The organism is Pseudomonas shirazica (genome assembly GCF_015168335.1).
Lineage (GTDB): Bacteria > Pseudomonadota > Gammaproteobacteria > Pseudomonadales > Pseudomonadaceae > Aquipseudomonas > Aquipseudomonas asiatica.
Window position 1 is genome coordinate 2,913,242 of record NZ_CP063456.1, and the last position, 18,796, is coordinate 2,932,037.

Here is an 18,796-nt window from a genome sequence, read left to right on the forward strand (position 1 = left end):
CCCCTTTGCTACTGCTGCAAAATGCCGTTGAGCGACTCCAGCACCTCGGCGGTGATCAAGCTCAGGCGGTAGCTGTAGTAGCAGTAGGCGCAGACCATGGCGATGGCGGAGATCACCAACGGGCTCCACCAGGGCCATTCCCGACGCCGCATGCGGTGGGGGCGATGGACCACGTTGGTATAGGGGTCGCCCGGGAATTCCGGCGTGGGGCCGCGCAGTGCACGAATGACCTTGTGCATCCGCGAAATCAGGGCGTTGATGATTTCATCGCACTTCGGGTCCAGGGCGTACTTGCCCTTCAGGCCCAGGCAAAAGCAGAAGTACAGGAACTCCAGCACATCCTGGAACTCCTCCGGAGACTGCATCAACCGCTCCAGCAACACGAAGATCTTCTCGCCACCCTGGGTTTCGCCATGGAAGATGCTGAGCAGCGGTTCGTGGCTCCAGCACGAATTGTTCCCCCAGGGGCGACTCATCACGGCCTCGTCCAGGTAAAGGCACAAGGCATAGGAATAGGCTTCGAGGTGCACAGAGGAATAACCGTGCTGCTGTATTTCCTCGCGGATTGTGCTGACCTGAATCTGCAGGGTCTTGTGCACATGTTCGATGTTGGGCAGGTCATCCAGCGTACGCAGGCGTATGACCAGGCCGAACAGCGGGTTGGCCGCGTCGAGCATCAGGTTGGCGAAGCCGCCGCGTAGCTGGAAGTCCGGGTCGGCCGGATAACCCTCATGATCCGCGCGCCTGCCCTGGCCGGGTGGATAAGGTGAATCGCTGCCCTCCGGGACATCGAGCATGGCATGCAGGCTGCTTTCGGTTACGTCATGGGCAGCGTTGGCGGCCTGGGGTTTTCCAATATGAACAGCAGATGGGCCGGGCATGAAGAGGTCCTTGTCTTCCAGTTAGGCTGAAGACATGAACACTATCGGGGAATCAATTCTTCGAGGAGCGTGGTGCGTCCCAAAGCGCTGTAGGAATTTTCTCCTTTTGGCTTGTCTGGACGCTGTGATGCCGGAATTCCGGGGCCGCTCGGCGGCCCTTTCGCGTCACAAGGCCGCTCCTGCAACGACTGCGCCAGCCCTTGTGTGGGTGGCGCACCGCCGCAAACATCAATCAGCCAAACAATCTGGCCAGGAAACCCAGCTTCTTCTTGTACGAGCGCCGAGCTTCCAGGGCTTCCTCCAGGCTTACCTCGAGGAACCGCGCCTGCTGATTGGGCTGCATCTGCCCGATCAAATCCAGGTCGGCGCTGATCACCGTGCCGATCATGGCGTAGCCGCCACCCGACACCGCGTCACGGTGCAGGATGATCGGCTCCAGCCCCGCGGGCACCTGGATCGAGCCGATCGGGTAGCAGCTGTCAACGATGTTCGACGGGTCCGAGCCGGCCCCGAACGGCTGCTCCCGTGGCTGGAAGCTCAAGGCACTGCCGCCCTTGTAGCGATAGCCGATACGGTCGGCCTCGGAGCCGACCGTCCAGGCTTCGGTGAAAAAGCTTTGCACCGCAGCCTTGGTCAGGCGGTGAAAATACAGCCCCGGCACTACCCGCAGCACCACCTCGCCGCCCAAGGCCTGGCGCAAGGCCATCGGCAGGCTCGCGCCGGCGCGGGTCTTGCCGCTGGGCATGCCGACCGGCAACAGGTCACCCGCCATCAGCTTGCGCCCTTGCAAGCCACCCAATGCACCCAACGCATAGGTGGAGCGGCTGCCGAGCACCTCGGGTACATCGATACCGCCGGCCACCGCCAGGTAGGCCCGGGCACCTGCGGTAGGGAAGCCGAAACGCAACACCTGCCCGGCACGTACGGCAAACGCGGTGTCCGGGCGTTGCTCACGGCCATCGAGCAAGGCCGGCATCTGCGCACCGCAAACCGCCACCAGGGCATCCCGCTGGAACTCCAGCTCCGGCCCCACCAGCGCACACTCAAGGCCGGCGGCGCCGGACGGGTTGCCCACCAGGTGGTTGGCCGCCCTCAGGGCGTACTGGTCGAGGGCGCCGGACGGCGGGATGCCCAGATGGTAGTAGCCTTCGCGGCCCAGGTCCTGCACCGAGGTAGCCAAGCCGGGTTTGAGTACCTTGATCATGCCAGCACCTCCTGCAGAGTCCGTGGATAACCGACCGGGTCGGCAAGGAACGCGTCCAGGGAGAATTCCACCGGGCGAATGCGCAGGGCGAAACGGCCTTCTTCGACATCCGCCACCGCCTGGTCGTAGGTGCGGCGGTCAATGGGTTTGAACTGCACGATGTCTCCCGGGCGGAAGAACACCATGTGCTCCTTCAGGTAGTTCAGCGTCTGCTGCGGGTCGTAGATAGGCGCCGGAGTGACGCCGAACATCTGGTAGCCACCTGCCCCGCGCACTGAATAGATGCAGCCGAAACAGCCGCCATGGCCAAGGGTGAGCTTGGGGGTGTCAGTACGCGGGCGCAGGTACTTGGGCACCTGCAGTTGCCGCTCTCGGTCGACCATCTGGAACATGAACGGCAGGCCGGCAACGAACCCGACCATCGACACGAACCACGGCGCACCGCTGTGCGCGGCAATGAACCCCTCGACATCGGCCAGGCCGTTGATCCGCGCGGCGTACTCCAGGTCGGTGCTGCCCGGGTCCTGATGGCGGTCACGAAAACGCATCAGTGTTTCATGGGTCCAGGGGTCGTTGTACAGCACTGGAATCTCGATGATCCGTGTCTGCAACGAGCGCTCGGCCACCGCCTGCGCTTCGGCACCGCGCACCGCCTCCAGCAGTGCCTGCGGCGCGATACGGTCCGGGTCGAAGCGAATCTGGAACGAGGCGTTGGCCAGGCACACATCCAGCACGCCATCCAGGGCCAGCCGCTCCACCGCGCGGGTGACAGCCATGCCCTTGAAAAAGGCCTCCAGCGACATGCTCTCGCTGACTTCGGCAAACAGGTGCTCGTCGGCGCCGAAGCTGTAGCGGATAGGGGTTGTAGCGAGCGGTTCGGCCATGACTGTTCCTTTTCTTGGAGTCTTTACAGAAAGGCAGGCGAAAGCAAATTGCACGGGCTCCGGCGTATACCTGCCGGATGCCCCACGGATTCAGCGTGGCGCACGCACCACGATACCGGCAGCGTCCAGCGCCTTGCGCGTGGCCTCGACCAGGTCGAGCGCCCCCGGGGTGTCGCTGTGCAGGCAGATGGAATCGAATTCGATGGCCAGGTCCTGGCCCTCGACCGTGCGCACCACGCCTTGCTGACAAGCCCGCAACACCCGTTCAGCGACCGCTCCAGGTTCGTAGCCCCGCACATTGCGGGTGAACACGATCGAACCGCTCAGGTCGTACTCGCGGTCGGCGTAGAACTCGCGAATTACCGGCTGGCCAAGCTCCTGGGCAATGCGGCAGATCACCGAACCCGGCATGCAGTACAGCAGCAGCTCCGGCTCGATCACTCGCAGGTTCTCCACCAGCAGCCGTGCAGCTTCTTCGTCACGTGCCAGATGCATGTACAGGGCACCGTGCGGCTTGATGTGCTGCAGGCGCACGCCCTGGGCGCGGGCAATTTCACGCAGGGCGCCGAGTTGGTAGAGCATGTCGTCGACCAGTTCCTGGGCCGGGGCATTGATGTGTCGGCGGCCGAAGCCGACCAAGTCACGGAACCCAGGGTGCGCCCCCACTGCGACGCCCAGGGCCTTGGCCCGCTCGACGGTACGGCGCATGGTGCCGGGGTCACCAGCATGGAAGCCGGTGGCGATGTTGGCCGTGCTGATGTAGCCCATCAGCTCGTTGTCGACGCCGTCGCCAATCATCCACGGGCCAAAGCCCTCACCCATGTCCGAGTTGAAATCCACCACCTGCATGACTGTCTCTCCTGGCGCTTGTGACTGCATGCAAGCCACGTTAGATTCTCCGCACCCCCTTGGGAAGATCTATAAACAGATAGGGTGTCTTCTGAAAATCAGATACCTCGGGAGCTATCGTGTCACTGACCCTGCGCCAGGTCCGCTATTTCGTCGCCACCGCCGAGATCGGCCAGATTTCCCAGGCGGCAATCCACCTGAACATTTCCCAGTCTGCAGTGACCACGGCTATCAAGGAGCTGGAGGCGATGCTCGGCGTGCTGCTGTTCCAGCGCTCGGCGCAGGGCATGAGCCTGACCGAGGCCGGCCGGCACTTCCTCAACCGCGCCTACGTGATCCTGCGTAGCGTGGACGATGCGTTGAATAGCCCGCTGCCGGACGTGCGCGCCAGTGGCCTGCTGCGCCTGGCGGCAAGCTACACGGTGATCGGCTACTTCCTGCCCCATCACCTGCAGCGGCTGGAGCACTGGCATCCGGATGTGACCTTGGAGCTGTACGAGCAGGAGCGCAGCGCCATCGAGCAAGGGTTGCTGGAGGGTCGTTTCGACATGGCAGTGGTACTCACCGCCAACCTCACCCACCCGGACATCGTCTCGGAAACCCTGTTCAACTCCGAACGCCGCCTGTGGCTGCCTGGCAACCATCCGCTGTGCGAGCGCTCGGCGGTAAGCCTGGCCGATGTGGCCTGCGAGCCGTTCATCCTGCTGACCGTGGATGAGGCCGAGCAAAGCGCCATGCGCTATTGGGAGCAGGCCGGGCAGCGGCCGAGAGTGCGGGTGCGGACCAGTTCGGTGGAGGCCGTGCGCAGCATGGTTGCCAATGGTAGCGGTGTAGCGATCCTGTCGGACCTGGTGCACCGGCCTTGGTCGCTGGAGGGCAAGCGTATCGAGACGGTTAGCATCAGCGACCCGGTGACACCGATGAGCGTCGGGTTGGCCTGGCACCGGGAACGGGCGTTCAGCCCGGCGATGCAGGCTGTACGCAATTACTTCCATGATGCTTTTTTGGCACCGCAGCAGTTGTCGGCACGGCGCTGACCGTTCCCTGCAGGCCCGACTCTTCACGGGTAAATCCGCACACAGCGTCTGCATTCGGAATCAACGCCACTCGCTATAGGGCTCCAGCGGCGTCACCGGCAGCGCCAGGTTGCCCCGCCACGGCTCGAACAGGTAGCGCAGGTAGAGCATGCCATGGCTAGGCGCATAGTCGTCGCTGTGCTGCCAGTCGAAGCCGCCGCCCAACACCCAACGGTCGCTCAGGCGCCGCTCGAACAGCCCGCGCAGGCGGTAGCCCAGCCCGCTGCTGTCGCTGGCGTCGCGCATCGCATCGATGTTCGACTCGCCAATATCAAATCGATCCATCAACTTGCGGTTGAGGTGCGTGTCCGGATACAGCCGGCTGCGGCCGCTGTGGGCCTGGGACCAGCTGACCGAGCCTTCCAGCAGCACCGACCAGTCGTAGTTGCGCCAGGCATAGCTGACCGGCACGCCAACCGATGTGTAGCGCTGCGGGCTGTAGTAGCCGCCCTGCCCCAGGCTGTAGCCGCCCAGGTCCTTGTCGTGACGCCAGTGCATCAGCGTAAGGCCCACGCGCACACGCTCATCGGCTCTTTCCACCACGCGGTGGTACCAGCCGGCCATGGCTCGGGTGCGCTGGTTGTCGGCGACGTTTTCGCCATACAGCCAGTGGTGCCCGAGGCTGGCCCAGACGCCGTTGTCACCGCCTTGGTCCCAGCTCAGGCCGAGCGTGGCGCCATTGGCCGTGACCCCACCCCAGCGCACGCCCATGCGCGGGTCACGTGCCCCGGCAAACGATAACAGCGAGTTGCTCATCGGCCGCCGCGAAGCGGTCAGCGACCAGCCAAGCTGGCCGAGGTCACCGTTGACCGTGGCGCCACCCAACCAGTTGTTGATCGCATAGCCCTGGGTGGTGCCCAGGTCGAAGGCCCAGCGGCTGCCCTGCCAACCCAGCGCCAGCACACTGCCGTCAGCGGTTTGCGAGCCACCCTTGCACTCGGGGACCGGCTTGTTGGTAATGCCAACAAACTGACAGCTGCCGAAATCCGGGGTATAGCGCCCCTGGTCGTTCTGCTCGAACGACCCCGCATCCATGCCGATGCGCTCCACCCGCGCAAAGGCGGTGCCGTCCTGCCAGGGGGTATCGACATGCAGCAAGGTCGACTGGGTACTCAGTTCGGACGTGCCCGGCGTACCGTCGTCCTCACGCCAACCGTAGTCGTGCATCAACGTCACATGGGTATTGCGCTGGCGATACAGCGCATCGACGTCGCTGCGCAGGCTGCGTGCCAGCCAGTCGTCGTCATCCTGCTCACGGCTGGCCAGCGTCAGTGCACGGTCGTCCCGTGGCGACACGGCAGCACGTTCGAGCAACTGCGCATCGGCCATCGCTGCGGCGTAAAGGTCCAGCGCCCGTTGCGGCTCATCCTGCGCTACCAGGCGGGCAGCGTCGCGCCGCAACAAGGGATCGGGGCGAGGCTGCTGCGCTGCGGTCTGGTCGAGCATTCTGGCCGCCTGGTCGTATTCGCCCAAGGCGACCCAGACAGCCGCCAGGCGCCGCTGGGCGTTGCTGTCATCGGCAGCCAGTTGCGGTACCTGCACAGCCAGCATGTGCCGGGCCTGTGCCAGGTTGCCTTCGGCCACCGCGCTTTCGATCACTCCAAGGCGCGCCTGGGGTTGCCCAGGCTGCACGGCAAGCACGCGCTGGTAATAACCGCGCGCCTTGCCAGGCTCACCATTGGCCGCCGCCCAGTCAGCCAGCAGCATCAGGTCGTCGGTGCTGCCTTCGCCACGCGCCAGGCTGGCCTCGAGCAGGCGGGTCGCTTCAGCCGTGCGGCCTTGCGCCTGCAGTTGCTGCGCCGAGGCCAGGGTCATGCGACGGCGGATACGCTGCTCCAGTGCATGCATGTCAGCGTTCCAGGCCCCCTGCGGCACCGCGCCCAGGCTGTCCAGGGCCAGCGCATCGCGGTCGCTGGACTCCAGGAACAGGCCATGGGCAAAGCGGGTAGATGGGTCGCTCGGCTGGCGCTGCACGATGCTGGCGAATGCCGCGTCGGCTTCGGCGGTGCGCCCCAGGTGGCGCAGGCTGCTGGCCAGCTGGTAGACCAGCCAGGGCTCATCCGGGGCCAAGGCCGTGGCCTGGCCCAGCGCCTGGCTGGCAGCCACCCAGTCCTCACGCTGCATGGCCTGGTCACCTTGCTGGCGCAGGCGTGCGAGTTCCAGGCTGCGGCGCAGGCTGGCGAACTGCGCTTGCTGCCGAGGCGACAGGCTGTCGAGGTACGCCCGCGCCTTGTCGGGCGATTGCGCCTGGTACACACGCACCAAGCCGCGCACGGCACTTTCGTTATCCGGTGCCATGCGCCGAACCTGCAGGAATTGCCGCTCGGCGGCGGCTGTATCGCCCTCGGCCAGCGAGACATCCGCCAGGCCCAGCAAGGCGTATTCCTCCTTCGGGCGCTGCTGGCGTGCCTGCTGGTAGAAGGCACGGGCAGCGCGCAGGTCTTTCGCCTGCAGTGCCCGCTCGCCTTTGCTGAGCAGGGCCCAATACTGGCTGGACGACTCCAGGTCCTTCCACTGGCTGATCCAGTAGGTGTCCTGCTCCTTGGCGCTCGCCGCCCGGAACGCCGCATTGGCGTCTTCGTAGCGGCTCTGGCGCATCAGCGCATAGCCCAGTGCACCCTGCAGGCTGGCATCATCCGGATACTGGCGCAGCGCCCGGCGCAGTTGTGCTTCGGCTTCAGCGTTGCGGCCCTTGTCGAGCAATGCCAAGCCCCGCTGGCCAGCCTGCCAGGACGGGTCGGCCAGCAGTTTGCGCTGGTGTTGCAGGGTCTCGCTGGCCTGCGCCTGCAAGGGTGAGGCGGGGTAACGCAGGAGAAACGCTTGCCAGGCCGCCGCGCTGGCGGCGCTCACCGCCTGCCCAGACAGATAGTCGAACTCACGCTGGGCAGCGGCATCCCGTGCGCCAGGGTCGCGCGACAGCTGGTCGAGCAAGGCCAAGGCTTCGCGGTCGCGATCTTCGGCGAACAGCCAACCGGCCAAGGTCTGGCGCAGCCCGGCACTGCCCGGGTACTGCTGGTCCAGCTGCTGCAGCTGCCTGATCGCTTCAGGGCGCTGGCCTGGGAGATTGCCGCGCACGCGCCAGTAGTCCAGGGCCAATTCCAGGCTTGGCGGTTCACCAGCGAACAACTGTTCATAGGCCGTCAGCGCCTCTTCATTGCGCCCTGTGACCGCCAGCAGGCGGGCCTGCTGCAATTGCCGCATGCGCTCCGGCTGCTGCAGCTCGAGCAGGCGCCTGGCCTGGCGTGCCTGCAAGCTGCCAGGCGCGATGGCACTGATCCGCGCACTCAACTGCTCGGCCTCGGTGCTGTTCTTTTCGCGCAATGCCAGGCTCAGGGCCGCCAGCAACACATCCGGGTTGCGCGGCTCGAGCAATTGCAGCCGCCCCAGTGCATCGCGCACCAAGTCGTCACGGTGCAGCGCCTCGCCGCGACGCACCTGGTCCAGCAGCCATTGGCGCTGTTCGCCGGCATCCTTGGGTTGTGCCGTGGCCTGGCAGGTCACTGCCGCCAGCATCAGCACGCCGATCATTCGCTGCATGGCGCGCTCCAGGCCGGCAACAGGCGGCCGTGCGAGTCAAAACGGTAACGGCCTTGGTCCCAGCCCTGGCCAAACAGCGCCAGCACCTGGCTGTAATAGGCCTTGGCTTGGACTGGCTGCTCGCGCAGGCGCTGACGCTGGGCCGCCAGGCCCGCGACGTGCTCCGGCGATGCCGCCAGCAACGGCAGCAACGCCGCAGAGAAACCTGCCGGGCCTTGGCCGCTGGCAACACCGCTGTGCGCATCCACATGCTCTGGCGGTAACCCTTGGCGCATGGTCAATGCCGCCATCGGGGCATAGTGGGCCACCAGTTCGGCACGCTGCGCCGCGTCCTTGGCCAGCATGCCGACCCACAGGTAGACGCGGATGGCGTCATAGTCACCTTCACTGCCATGTTGCGGGTCCGCTGCCAGTTCACCGGCTGGCGTCCACAGCAGCCAGTCCGGGGCAAAGCCCTTTGGCGACGAAGCCAGCCACAAACGCCGCGTGTTGGCCGCCAGCTCGCCCCACAACGGGTCGACCAGGCTGAAGCGATCGAACAACTGCGGCGGCAAATAGCTGGGGTTCAAGCGGGCGCCGCGAGCATCTTCGAAGCCGTAGTCCCCCGGCAGCAGCATCACCCCCAGGCCCGGCAGCTTGCGCACGGTCTGCGCGGCGATACGCCACAGCAGGCGCTGGCCCAGCTGCGTGTAGGCCGGCTCGTCCCACAGCCGCCCGGCTTCCAGCAGGCTGTAGGCAATCCACAGGTCGGCATCGCTGGCGTTGTTGGCATCCAGCACCTGCCACTGCTGCTGGCCGTTACGGCCCCACAGCCAGGCGGGCAGATGCCGGGCCAGGTCGCCCTCCGCCAGGTTGTTGCCGGTCCAGCGCAGCAACTGCGCGAAGGCTTGCCGGTCATTGCCCACCAGGGCGAAGAACAGCGCATAGCTCTGCCCTTCCGAGGTGGTGATCAAGCGCTCGTCGCTCGGGTCGATGACCCGACCGTCGACACTCACCAGTTCGGCCTTGAAGCGGTCCCAGGCCGGCCATGGGCAAGCCGGTGCCGCACTCGTGACAACGGGCAGGCCCAAGGCGACCAGCCCGACCAGCAACTGACGCATCATCACCCCGCCTCACCCAGGCGGCGCTTGCCTGCCCAGCGCAGTGCCCGCCACAACAGGAAGGCGAACAGCACCACGCAAATGGCCGCGATCGCCGCCAGCAGTACCGGGTGCTCGGACAGGTGGAACCACAGCAGCAGCCACCACGGCAGCGCGCCTACAAAGTAGTGCTCGCCGACGAACTGGCTGGTGACGCCGCTGCTGCGCACCAGCGTCACCGAGCCGGCCACCGCATCGAGCTTGCCCACATCGCCGAGCACATCGCGCAGCAACGCTTGGTCGCTATCGCTGTTGGCCAGCAAGGCGACGACACTGCGCTGCTCGTGGAATGGAGACTTCAGCCCGGTGATGGCCGCAATCGGCGCCTGCGCGCTGACTGCCACACGGCTGCTCGCGGCCACCGGCGCGGTATCGAAGCGCTGGCTGCCCGGCAGCCCTGTGCTACGGCCCTGCAGCAGCCAGTCCCGCTGGGCACTGAGCAGCAGGCCAAGGTTTGGCGCATCCCCCAGGGCCTCGGGCAGGCTGCCGAGCAGCAGCAAGTCGGCATCGGCCGCTGCGGCCTGCTTCCAGTCATCGACCAACCGAAGGCCAAGCGCCGGGTAGCCGATCTGCCCGGCCAGCCCGCCAACCGCATCGAGCAAGGTGCCCACCTGCATCGCCGTGGGCTTGGCCGGCATGACGACCAGGGTTTCGGAAAGGTCGGCCATACGGCTGAACGGGAAGCCGCTGCGGGCGAATGCGCGCAGGTCGGGCATGGCGATGTAGTGGTGGTAACCGGACAGGTCGATGGTCGAATTGTCGTCGATCGCCGCGCGCACATCCACCGGCAACGAGGTCTGGCAGCGGTCGCGCTGGGCGCTGCCCAGGGTGCTGGCAAAGCTGAAATCGAAGCGCAGGCGGTTGCGGTCGCCGATCTTCAACGCCGGTACCAGCGACTTCTCGGTCAATGCGCTGTTGTCACCGGACAACACCGCCAGGCGCATTTCCTCGAGCGTACCGCCGCGCCGGTCATTGCCCATCAGCGGCATGCTGGTGATGTACTGGTCGTTGACGCTGATGCTCAGGCGCGATTCGTCGCTCACTGCCGGGGCCGTGTAGCGGTACAGCGTACGCAGCGGAATGCCTTGGTTGCGCCAGACGAACAAGTCCGGCGGCAGGTTCAGCTCAAGCGTCACCGGCCGTGGTTGCAGGCCGCTGACCTGCAACTGCTCGGGGTAATCGAGCAGCTCGGCGAAGCGTACCGGGCGGTCGGTGCGTGTCCAGTTCGGCGCATCGTAAGGCTGGCGCGGCTGCAGTGCCGTCATCTGCTCGACCTTCACCCGGGCACCGCGGAACAGGTTGTTGCCAATCGCCAGCGCCGAGGCGGCCTTGACCAGGTCATCGTCGTTACGGCCCAGCACCAGCAGCACCTTGCTGAAGCGGTCGTCCGGGTGGTCGATCATCTGCAGTACCGGGCCGTCGACCGGCGGGAATTGCTGCAGGTCGGCAAGGAAGGCCGGGCGACGGTCGTTGCTGGCAAACACGATGCTCGGCGTGGGTTTGTCGCCACGGGCCGGCAGGCTGTCGTACAGCACCGGGAAAGTCGCCTTGCGCCAACCGGCCTGGCTGCCGAAGTAGGACGCCAGGATCGCCGCCGCACGCTGCTCGCCCAGGCTCGGCACGCCGCTGAACACCACCGGCAGCGTTACCTTGCCAGTGTCGCGCACATCAAAGAACGGCAGCGGGAAGTACGCCAGGTCGTTGTCCAGGGCCAGGGCCTGTTCGTGCAGCTGCACCTGGCTCTTGCGGTTCAGGTTCAGCCACAGGCCGCTGTGCGCAGGGTCTTCGCAGATGTCGGTGTAATGCCCGACGAACTCCAGGCGTACCCGGTTGAAATCGCTGAGCAGCTTCGGGTCCAGCGGCAGCTGACGGCGCACGCGCTGGCCAAGCTGGTCCTTTTCCACCGGCACCACGCCCATCAGTTCGTCATTCAGGTACACGCGCAGGTGCGACAGGTTCGGCAACAGTGCGGGCGATGGCGTGTAGTCCAGCTGCAGGCTGGCGTCGGTGGCCAGGCGGTCGCGCCGCAGGCCGAATTCGATATGCTCGCTGTTGCGCACCCCCAGCAACAGGCTGTCGGACGCATGCCCGAGCTGCTCGAAGGTTTTCGCAACCGGCCAGTTCGGTACCGTGGGTACGGCTGGCTCGGCAAGCGGGGCTACGGAGGCGGCAGCGGCGCTCTGCGACAAGGCAGCAAGCAGCGCTATCGCCAGGCCCCAGGTACGCGCGGGATAACCAGTCATCATGCGTCTCGATCAACAGGGTTCAAGGAAGGGACAGGCCGCGGTGTGCACGGCCTGTAGCTGGCCAGCCAGTTCGCCAGCGCGTGAAGTGGGCGCAGCCACGCCCGCACCCATGGCGGCAAGTGCTCAACCAGCCGCAGGTAACCGACACCGCCCAGCTTCAGCACGTCGACCAGGCTGCGCAGCGGGCGATCGACCTCGTGCTGCTCGCTCCAGCCCAGCCAGGCATCGGCGCGGGCGAAGGTGCAGTGGACCAGGTCGATACGCTGTTGCTGGCCGAGGTCGTGGAACACCAGGCCAACGTGTTGCCCGACGGTACGGGTGACACAGGCCTGGAAGGCGAACTCGCGTTGGCCGCGGTTGAGCAGCAGGCGTACCCGCTCCCCCGCTTGCAACTCGAGGCCCCGGTGCAATTGCAGGCCGACACCGCCGTCGGAGTAGTCGACCAGGGTACAGGGGTAGGCGTGACCGCTGGCCAGCACCAGCCCCGCCGGCAAGCGCATCTGCACCCGGTGGGCGCGGCGCACCTGGCGCACTTCGGCAGCCACGGCGACGGCGGCGCCGATGATCAGCAGGTTGTAGATCACCCACAGCGAGCTGACGATCACCGTGCCGATTTCCGCCGCCGGGCCGGTGAACAGGCGCCACACGGCGAAGCCCAGGCCGGCCACGTTGAGCGCCGCCAGCCACAGGTAGGGTTGGGCGATGCGCCAGTCGAACTGCTCCTGCTCCATCAGGCCGCCCTTGGCGGTGACGTTGAACTTGCCCTTCTTCGGCGCGAACAGCGCGACCGTGGTTGGGCGGGCGATGTACCAGGCCAGCACGGTCTCGTAGACCTCGCCCCAGAAGGTCTGCCGGTACTTGCCCTGCATGCGCGAATTGGTCAGGCTGGCGTGGATCATGTGCGGCAGCACGTACAGCAGGATCATCAACGCCGGGGCGTAGATGATGTAGGCATGCAGCAACAGGAACGCCAGCGGTGCGGTCAGGAACACCAGCCGTGGCAGGCCGGCCAGGAAGTGCAGCATGGCGTTGGCATAGCACACTCGCTGGAACAGGCTCAGCCCACGGCCGAACAGCGGGTTGTCGGTACGGAAGATCTGCACCATGCCCCGGGCCCAGCGAATGCGCTGGCCGATGTGCGCCGACAGGCTCTCGGTGGCCAGGCCGGCCGCCTGCGGAATGCTCAGGTAGGCCGATGCCCAACCCTGGCGGTGCATGCGCAAGGCGGTATGGGCATCTTCGGTCACGGTTTCGACGGCGAAACCGCCGATGCTCTCCAGCGCGGTACGGCGCAGCACGGCACACGAGCCGCAGAAGAACGCCGCGTTCCACATGTCATTGCCATCCTGGATCAGGCCGTAGAACAGCTCGCCTTCATTGGGGCGACGGCGGAACGAGCCCAGGTTGCGCTCGAACGGGTCGGGCGAGAAGAAATGGTGCGGCGTCTGCACCAATGCCAGCTTCGAGTCCTTGAGGAACCAGCCGACTGTCATTTGCAGGAAGGAGCGCACCGGCACGTGGTCGCAGTCGAAAATGGCGATCAGCTCGCTGTCGGTCACGCCCAACGCATGGTTGAGGTTGCCGGCCTTGGCGTGCTTGTTGTCCGGCCGCACGATGTAGCCGACCCCCACTTCGTCGGCGAACGCACGGAACGCCTCGCGCCGGCCGTCGTCGAGGATATAGATGCGCAGGCACTCGCGCGGCCAGTCCAGGCCCAGGGCGGCCAGCACCGTGGTGCGCACCACCGACAAGTCCTCGTTGTAGGTGGGGATCATCAGGTCGACGGTCGGCCAGTGCGCCGGATTTGCCGGCAGGTTCGCCGGCTTGCGCTGCAACGGCCAGCTGGTCTGGATGTAGCCCAGGATCAGCACGAACCACGAATAGGTTTCTGCCGCCAGCAGGATCAACCCGCACACCAGCCCGGTGGTGTCGTTCCAGTTCAGGGTCGAGGTGTAGCGCCACCACAGGTAGCGGCAGGAGATGAGCGTCGACAGCACGATCAGCATCAGGGTCGGGAAGCGGCCCGGCATGTGCCGCACCAGCAGGGCAATGCCCAGCAGCAGGCAGATGAACACCAGCTGCGCCAGGTAGCCGAACGGTTCGGTCACGCACAGCACGGCCAGCCCGATGGCGCCGAGGGTCAGCACGCTGTAGAAAACCCACCGGGCGAACACGCTCAAGCCGCGCAGGCGTGCCGAGGCTTGCTGCTTGAAAGCGCTGGCGCGGTAGCGCGCAGGCAGCTGCTGCAGGCTTTCGATCAGCAGGCCATGGTAACGGCGCAGCACCTGGTGCATACCGCGCAGCTGCGCACGCACTGCACTCCAGGCACGGCGGGCAAACCCCGGTTCGCGTGGCAGCGGTTGGCGCCGGACCAGCAACCACAGGCTCTGGATCAGCAAGCGCAGCGGGTCGCCCAGGCTTGGGCGCTTGCCCGCCAGTTGCGGGTACAGCCGCTGCCGCTCGGCCAACAGGGCTTGCCAGGCAGGTGACTCCAGGCGCAGGAACAGGAAGGCCAGCCACACGCCAAGGGTGAACAGCCACGCGACCGGCTGCCGCGCGCCACGTGTGCGGAACCAGGCGTAGGCCGACAGAGGGGTCAGGGTCACGTCTGGCGCCTCGTCAGGCAGCGCACCGCCAGGCTCTGCACGTCCCGGCAAGCCAGGCTCTGCGGCGCGTAGTGGCCAAGCGGTGCCTTGCAAGCCAGGGCCTCGAGGAAGGCCTCGTCGCGGTGCACCACCTGGATCGGCAGGCGATCTCGGAACAGGTCGCGCCACACCATCAGCAGGTCGCTCTGCAAGCGGCTGGCGGGGTCGTAGCGGTTGACCAGCAACAGGTCGTAGTGGTCGACCTGCCGGCGCCCGAGCAGCAGATGACTGGCCATTTCGGCCTCGGCCACCAACACCCGCACATCAGTCTCGACACTTTGGTCAGCGGCACCGGCCGGCAGCTGCGGCAGGTCGAACAGCAACCAGTCGAAGTGTTCGGCCAGCTCGGCCTGGCGCGCGCGCCAGGCTTCTGCATCGGGCAACGGCGGCCGCGTGCCGGCAGGCAGATTGCCGAACGGCATCAGGCACAGGCCATCGAGCACCTCGTACATGGCATCGCTGTATGGCCGCCCTTCCCGCTCGGCAAGCGCCCAGCCCTCGCGCGTGTCGAGGGGCAGATTGAAGTGCAGGCCGAGCAGGTTGCTTGGGCACAGGTCGACCAGCAGCACCCGCTCACCTACGCCCTGCAACGCATGCCCCAGCGCGGCCAGCAAGGCACTGCGCCCCAGGCCACCGCGAACGCCGTGCAACGCCAGGCTGGTCATGGCGACAGCACCTGACGCCGCGGCGCCGCCGTGTACAACGTTCCCTGGGCGCTGCTCCGGCAGCTTTCACCCAGCAGTGGCCAGCGCTGCAAGGCCTGCTGGACACCCACCAGCAATGAGATGTCCTGGTAGTTCAGGTCCGGCATATCCAGGTGCTGGCGCAACTGGGCGATATCGTCGCTGCGGTCGGCAGGGTCTGCCTTGCCAGTGATCATGGGCGCTCCTTCGGAACAGGCTGCCAGTCGGGCTGGCCTTGCAGGCGCATGTAGGCGCGCCCCTGGTAGTTCAGTACTTGCGCACCTGCGGTTTCCGCGACCTGTTCGGTGGTCGGCAGGTCGCTCAGCAGGCTGGGCACATCCAGCACCTGCTGCTGGCCCAGGCCCGCATACACGCGCGAGATCAGCTCGGACAACGCCAGGTAGCTGGTGGGTGCCGAGACGTGCAGCGGCTCGCTGCGGGCAGGCTGGCCCATGCCGATGAACTTCAGGCCCACCGGCACATGGGTAATCGATGGGGTGGGGATTTCACGCATGCCCGACAGCTGCATGCGGTCGCCATGCAGCGCGGCGCCATGTTCCGGGACAATGGCCACGACCACGCGGCGGCCGCTGCGCTCCAGTTCATCGAGGAAGCTGCCAAGCTCGCCGAACAGCCGGGTGGCGCGGGTGGCGTAATCGGCCACGCGGGTACCGCCGTCGGCGGTGACGATACGGTTGCCGTCATGCAGGCTGATGCTGTTGTAGAACAGCGATACATGCTCGGCCGGCGCGCCTTTGCGCTGCCCCCACCAGCGGCGCAGCACCTCCAGGTCGCTGGCGATCGGCGAGCCGTCGAAGCCGACCAGTGCCCGCGGGAAGTCAGTGTTGCGCAGGCCGGGTTGAGGCATTTGCTGCTGCGTGATATCGCCGATGAAGTTGTCGAAACGGCCGCTGTGGTTGAGCAAGGTGTTGCTCTGGAAGCCGAGCCTGGCCAGGTTCTGGAACAACAGGCACTGCTCCGGGGCAGGCTGGTACAGGCCGGCGTGGGACGACTGCCCGCAGCTGGCACGCAGCACGCGGATGGCGGCCGGCCCGCTGTAGGACGTGGCCGAGTTGAACTGGTCGAAGATCACGTCCAGGCGCGAGAACAGCGGGTTGTCACGTAGCCCGACGGCGGACAGGTCATCCCAGGCCAGCGAGCAGATGTTGATTACCAGCAGGTCGAACGGCTGCTCATCGGCCTTCATGGCCGGGAATGCTGTCACCCGTTCACGCTCACTGGCGAAGAACCGCTCGAGCCAGCTGTCGAGCGTGGCATTGTCGGCAACCGCGGTGGCCTGCGCCTGCTCGGTGGGGCTGGCAGCCGCGGCGCCAGGCGCCTGGCCCGCATTTAGCCCCAGCGCTGGCAGGCCGCCGACCGCCAGGCACGCCAGCCCCAGCAGGCTCAAGGTACTCAGCCGCAGCCAATGGCGCAGGTACAAGTAACCCACCAACAATAGCGCCAACGCGCCCAGCAGGTTCCAGTTGATGAAGCGGCCGAGCAGTTCGAGCAGGTAGTCCCACGAGAAATCGAACACCCCCGGCTGCGCCAGCAGGCGGCTGAAGGGCGGCAGCCAGGTGTCCTGGTAGAACAACGCGATGCCAACCGGTACGGCCACCAGCTGCCGCGCGATTCGCAGCCACCTGCCTGGCAACGGCACCAGCAGAAACGCGGCGAACAACAGGTTCGGCAGCGCCTGGAAGTCGAGCATGCCAAGGGCGACCAACAGGAACTTGGTCAGAAAATAGAGGTTCCACCCTCCCAGTCCAAGCCAGCGGGCCGGTACCTGGAGCGTGGCGGATGTATTAGTCATTACGGGGTTCCTGGCGTGCAGCCCGGTGGCGTACGCCCAGCGGTTTCAGGTAACGGGGTGGAAGGCGGCGGCGCAACCAGCCGCGCAACGTGGCGCGCAGGCGCAACAGCAGCAGGGCCAGCGCCAAGGTGACCAGCGCCGTGATGCCGACCACTTGCAGCAGCTGCACGAAGTTCATGCCGTACCCCGCTTGCCCAGGGCCACCCGGCGCGGTGCCAGGGCCGGCCTGGCCTGGGCGGGCAGCTGCGCCGCCGCGTCGAGCCGGGGTGGCTGTGGCACGCTATCGTCGAGGAAGGCCGGGGTGGCCAGGCTGTCGACACCGGCAAGCACCTCCTGGCTGATGAACAACTCTTTCCACGACAACTGAAAGATGTGGTCAAGGGCTTGCTCGACGCCTTCGGAGCGGCAGGCGAACAGGAACAGGAACAGCACATCGCCCACCACGCAGGCGATATCGCCGTCGCGGCGGAACACCGTGCGCGAGCAAGCTTGCAGCGGGGTCAGCCCAGGGGCCGGGCGCAACACCAGCAACTGGTGGGCGATTTCTCCGTTGCGCACCCCGTGCCACATGGTCTGCACCGCTTCGGCGAACGCGCGCGGCGCCACCAGCCCGCAGATGGCCAGCGGCCGCAGGCGTGCGAGCAAGGCATCGAAATCGCTTGGCAGGCGCCGCCGCCAGAGGTAACCCTGGATGCTCTCGACCATGGTCAGGAAGCGCGACAGGCTGGCACCGAACGGCACGATCTGGCTGGCCCCGCAGGCCAGCAGCAGTTGTTCATCCTGGTAGCGCAGGGTCGGTGCCATCTCGCGCACCACCAGCTTCAGGGCACTGCCACGCAACTGGCGCAAGCGGTGCAACTGGCGCGCCAGGCTATCCAGGCGCTGCCCGCCGTCCATGGCAAAGATGACCGTGGCGGAAACCGCCCTGCCTGCTTTGGCAGCCAGCTCCTCAAGGCTCTCGCAGACCTGCCAGTGCTCAGAGAAGGCTGGCGCACCTTCCAGCACCTGGCGCTGGGCCAGGCACAACAGTTCGTCGCCACCGGTGTCGCTGGGTGCCTGCGGCACCCCGACGGCGGCGAAGCCCGCTTCGAGCCGCATCAGTTCCACATCGCGCGTACCGGTTTTGCCGAGCGAGTTGCTCCAGAAATGCTGCAGGTAGCGCACCCCACCTTTGCCGCGGTACACCTGGGCCAGGCCATCTACACCCTGGTTGAACGCCCGCAGGCGCTCTACCAGCCCGGCACTCTGGCCGCTGCTGATGACCAGCAGTAGCGCGGCCTCGGCCGACAAGACCGGGCGCAGCGCGTTGCACCAGTTTTCGATGTTGCCGGCACCCCAGACGTCTGCAGGCGCAAGCAGCACCAGCACACGCCCGGCGGCATCGATACGCGGCAGGTCATCGCCCAGATGCCAGACGGCTTGCGGGTTGGCTTCGTACAGCGCCAGCGCGCCGGGGCCCTGCGCGGCATCGAGCGCACCCAGCACATCACCGATGGCTTGCGCATCGGCGACAAGGGCTGCCCGAACGTGCTCGGGCAGCCCCCCAACCACCTGGCGGCATAGCAAGGTGGCGTCTTCTGCGCTGTCACAGGCCAACCAATACAGTCCCTGTACATGAAGCTGGCTGCTTTCGGCGCCTAAGCCTGAAATAGCCAACCACGGCATTCCATTCGTCAAAACACTGGCTCTGAAAAAGTAAATTGAAGCGGGTGAAAGGTAACTGTGACTGATCCATCACTAGTTTTTGATGATACGCGTCAATAAAACGACAAATCAGGCAGGCGGCATCAAAACCCGTCAATTCTACAGCACCAAGGCAAAATGAAATCAAGCAGAATG

Annotated in this window: 14 protein-coding genes; 1 reads left to right on the forward strand and 13 read right to left on the reverse strand. The window is 66.1% G+C overall.

Annotated features, from left to right (window positions below; translation table 11 throughout):
* Positions 1 to 8 precede the first annotated feature (8 nt).
* From icmH to IMX18_RS13310, 4 genes are all read right to left on the reverse strand, one after another.
* Positions 9 to 881: a type IVB secretion system protein IcmH/DotU gene (gene icmH, locus IMX18_RS13295; RefSeq protein ID WP_015270006.1), complete on the reverse strand. Its 873-nt coding sequence runs from the start codon at positions 879 to 881 to the stop codon at positions 9 to 11.
* 232 nt (positions 882 to 1,113) lie between these two features.
* On the reverse strand, positions 1,114 to 2,085 hold the full coding sequence (locus IMX18_RS13300) for a 5-oxoprolinase subunit C family protein (protein ID WP_100413685.1): 972 nt from the start codon (positions 2,083 to 2,085) through the stop codon (positions 1,114 to 1,116).
* Positions 2,082 to 2,969 (reverse strand): 5-oxoprolinase subunit B family protein, encoded by an 888-nt coding sequence (locus IMX18_RS13305; protein ID WP_217190818.1) that lies wholly within the window; start codon positions 2,967 to 2,969, stop codon positions 2,082 to 2,084. The genes IMX18_RS13300 and IMX18_RS13305 overlap by 4 nt, the downstream gene beginning before the upstream one ends.
* A gap of 90 nt (positions 2,970 to 3,059) precedes the next feature.
* Positions 3,060 to 3,818, reverse strand: a complete 759-nt coding sequence (locus IMX18_RS13310; RefSeq protein ID WP_100413686.1) for a 5-oxoprolinase subunit PxpA — start codon at positions 3,816 to 3,818, stop codon at positions 3,060 to 3,062.
* Positions 3,819 to 3,937: 119 nt separating this feature from the next.
* Here IMX18_RS13310 and IMX18_RS13315 point away from each other — a divergent pair, with 119 nt between their 5' ends.
* On the forward strand, positions 3,938 to 4,855 hold the full coding sequence (locus tag IMX18_RS13315) for a LysR family transcriptional regulator (RefSeq protein WP_015270004.1): 918 nt from the start codon (positions 3,938 to 3,940) through the stop codon (positions 4,853 to 4,855).
* A gap of 60 nt (positions 4,856 to 4,915) precedes the next feature.
* On the opposite strand, the gene bcsC is transcribed toward IMX18_RS13315, so the two are convergent.
* Genes bcsC through bcsE form a run of 9 tightly spaced genes read right to left on the reverse strand, consistent with a single transcriptional unit; the run spans position 4,916 to position 18,622 of the window.
* Positions 4,916 to 8,431, reverse strand: coding sequence for a cellulose synthase complex outer membrane protein BcsC (gene bcsC, locus IMX18_RS13320; RefSeq protein WP_217190820.1), 3,516 nt, complete (start codon positions 8,429 to 8,431; stop codon positions 4,916 to 4,918).
* Positions 8,419 to 9,534 carry a cellulose synthase complex periplasmic endoglucanase BcsZ gene (gene bcsZ, locus IMX18_RS13325; protein WP_085721611.1) on the reverse strand — a complete coding sequence of 372 codons (1,116 nt, stop codon included), beginning with the start codon at positions 9,532 to 9,534 and terminating at the stop codon, positions 8,419 to 8,421. The genes bcsC and bcsZ overlap by 13 nt, the downstream gene beginning before the upstream one ends.
* Positions 9,534 to 11,813, reverse strand: coding sequence for a cellulose biosynthesis cyclic di-GMP-binding regulatory protein BcsB (bcsB, locus tag IMX18_RS13330; RefSeq protein WP_371807321.1), 2,280 nt, complete (start codon positions 11,811 to 11,813; stop codon positions 9,534 to 9,536). Before bcsB ends, bcsZ begins: the two co-directional genes overlap by 1 nt.
* A complete protein-coding gene (gene bcsA / locus IMX18_RS13335; protein WP_217190822.1) occupies positions 11,813 to 14,422 on the reverse strand; it encodes a UDP-forming cellulose synthase catalytic subunit in 2,610 nt (869 codons plus the stop codon). Before bcsA ends, bcsB begins: the two co-directional genes overlap by 1 nt.
* The gene (gene bcsQ, locus IMX18_RS13340; RefSeq protein WP_191472850.1) at positions 14,419 to 15,126 is read right to left on the reverse strand and encodes a cellulose biosynthesis protein BcsQ; all 708 of its coding nucleotides are present in this window, start codon (positions 15,124 to 15,126) and stop codon (positions 14,419 to 14,421) included. The genes bcsA and bcsQ overlap by 4 nt, the downstream gene beginning before the upstream one ends.
* Positions 15,123 to 15,341, reverse strand: a complete 219-nt coding sequence (gene bcsR, locus IMX18_RS13345; RefSeq protein ID WP_025339608.1) for a cellulose biosynthesis protein BcsR — start codon at positions 15,339 to 15,341, stop codon at positions 15,123 to 15,125. Before bcsR ends, bcsQ begins: the two co-directional genes overlap by 4 nt.
* On the reverse strand, positions 15,338 to 16,957 hold the full coding sequence (bcsG, locus tag IMX18_RS13350; protein ID WP_191472852.1) for a cellulose biosynthesis protein BcsG: 1,620 nt from the start codon (positions 16,955 to 16,957) through the stop codon (positions 15,338 to 15,340). The genes bcsR and bcsG overlap by 4 nt, the downstream gene beginning before the upstream one ends.
* Complete coding sequence (gene bcsF, locus IMX18_RS13355) at positions 16,950 to 17,135, reverse strand: cellulose biosynthesis protein BcsF (RefSeq protein WP_039613316.1); 186 nt, start codon at positions 17,133 to 17,135, stop codon at positions 16,950 to 16,952. Before bcsF ends, bcsG begins: the two co-directional genes overlap by 8 nt.
* Positions 17,132 to 18,622 (reverse strand): cellulose biosynthesis protein BcsE, encoded by a 1,491-nt coding sequence (bcsE, locus tag IMX18_RS13360; RefSeq protein ID WP_191472854.1) that lies wholly within the window; start codon positions 18,620 to 18,622, stop codon positions 17,132 to 17,134. Before bcsE ends, bcsF begins: the two co-directional genes overlap by 4 nt.
* Between the last annotated feature and the right edge of the window lie 174 nt (positions 18,623 to 18,796).

Bases quoted from the DNA above. Each gene is read 5' to 3' on its own strand.
- icmH (WP_015270006.1), bottom strand. From the start codon at position 881: ATGCCCGGCCCATCTGCTGTTCATATTGGAAAACCCCAGGCCGCCAAC.
- bcsB (WP_371807321.1), bottom strand. From the start codon at position 11,813: ATGACTGGTTATCCCGCGCGTACCTGGGGCCTGGCGATAGCGCTGCTT.
- IMX18_RS13305 (WP_217190818.1), bottom strand. From the start codon at position 2,969: ATGGCCGAACCGCTCGCTACAACCCCTATCCGCTACAGCTTCGGCGCC.
- bcsQ (WP_191472850.1), bottom strand. From the start codon at position 15,126: ATGACCAGCCTGGCGTTGCACGGCGTTCGCGGTGGCCTGGGGCGCAGT.
- IMX18_RS13300 (WP_100413685.1), bottom strand. From the start codon at position 2,085: ATGATCAAGGTACTCAAACCCGGCTTGGCTACCTCGGTGCAGGACCTG.
- bcsR (WP_025339608.1), bottom strand. From the start codon at position 15,341: ATGATCACTGGCAAGGCAGACCCTGCCGACCGCAGCGACGATATCGCC.
- bcsG (WP_191472852.1), bottom strand. From the start codon at position 16,957: ATGACTAATACATCCGCCACGCTCCAGGTACCGGCCCGCTGGCTTGGA.
- bcsZ (WP_085721611.1), bottom strand. From the start codon at position 9,534: ATGATGCGTCAGTTGCTGGTCGGGCTGGTCGCCTTGGGCCTGCCCGTT.
- bcsC (WP_217190820.1), bottom strand. From the start codon at position 8,431: ATGCAGCGAATGATCGGCGTGCTGATGCTGGCGGCAGTGACCTGCCAG.
- IMX18_RS13310 (WP_100413686.1), bottom strand. From the start codon at position 3,818: ATGCAGGTGGTGGATTTCAACTCGGACATGGGTGAGGGCTTTGGCCCG.
- bcsE (WP_191472854.1), bottom strand. From the start codon at position 18,622: ATGCCGTGGTTGGCTATTTCAGGCTTAGGCGCCGAAAGCAGCCAGCTT.
- bcsF (WP_039613316.1), bottom strand. From the start codon at position 17,135: ATGAACTTCGTGCAGCTGCTGCAAGTGGTCGGCATCACGGCGCTGGTC.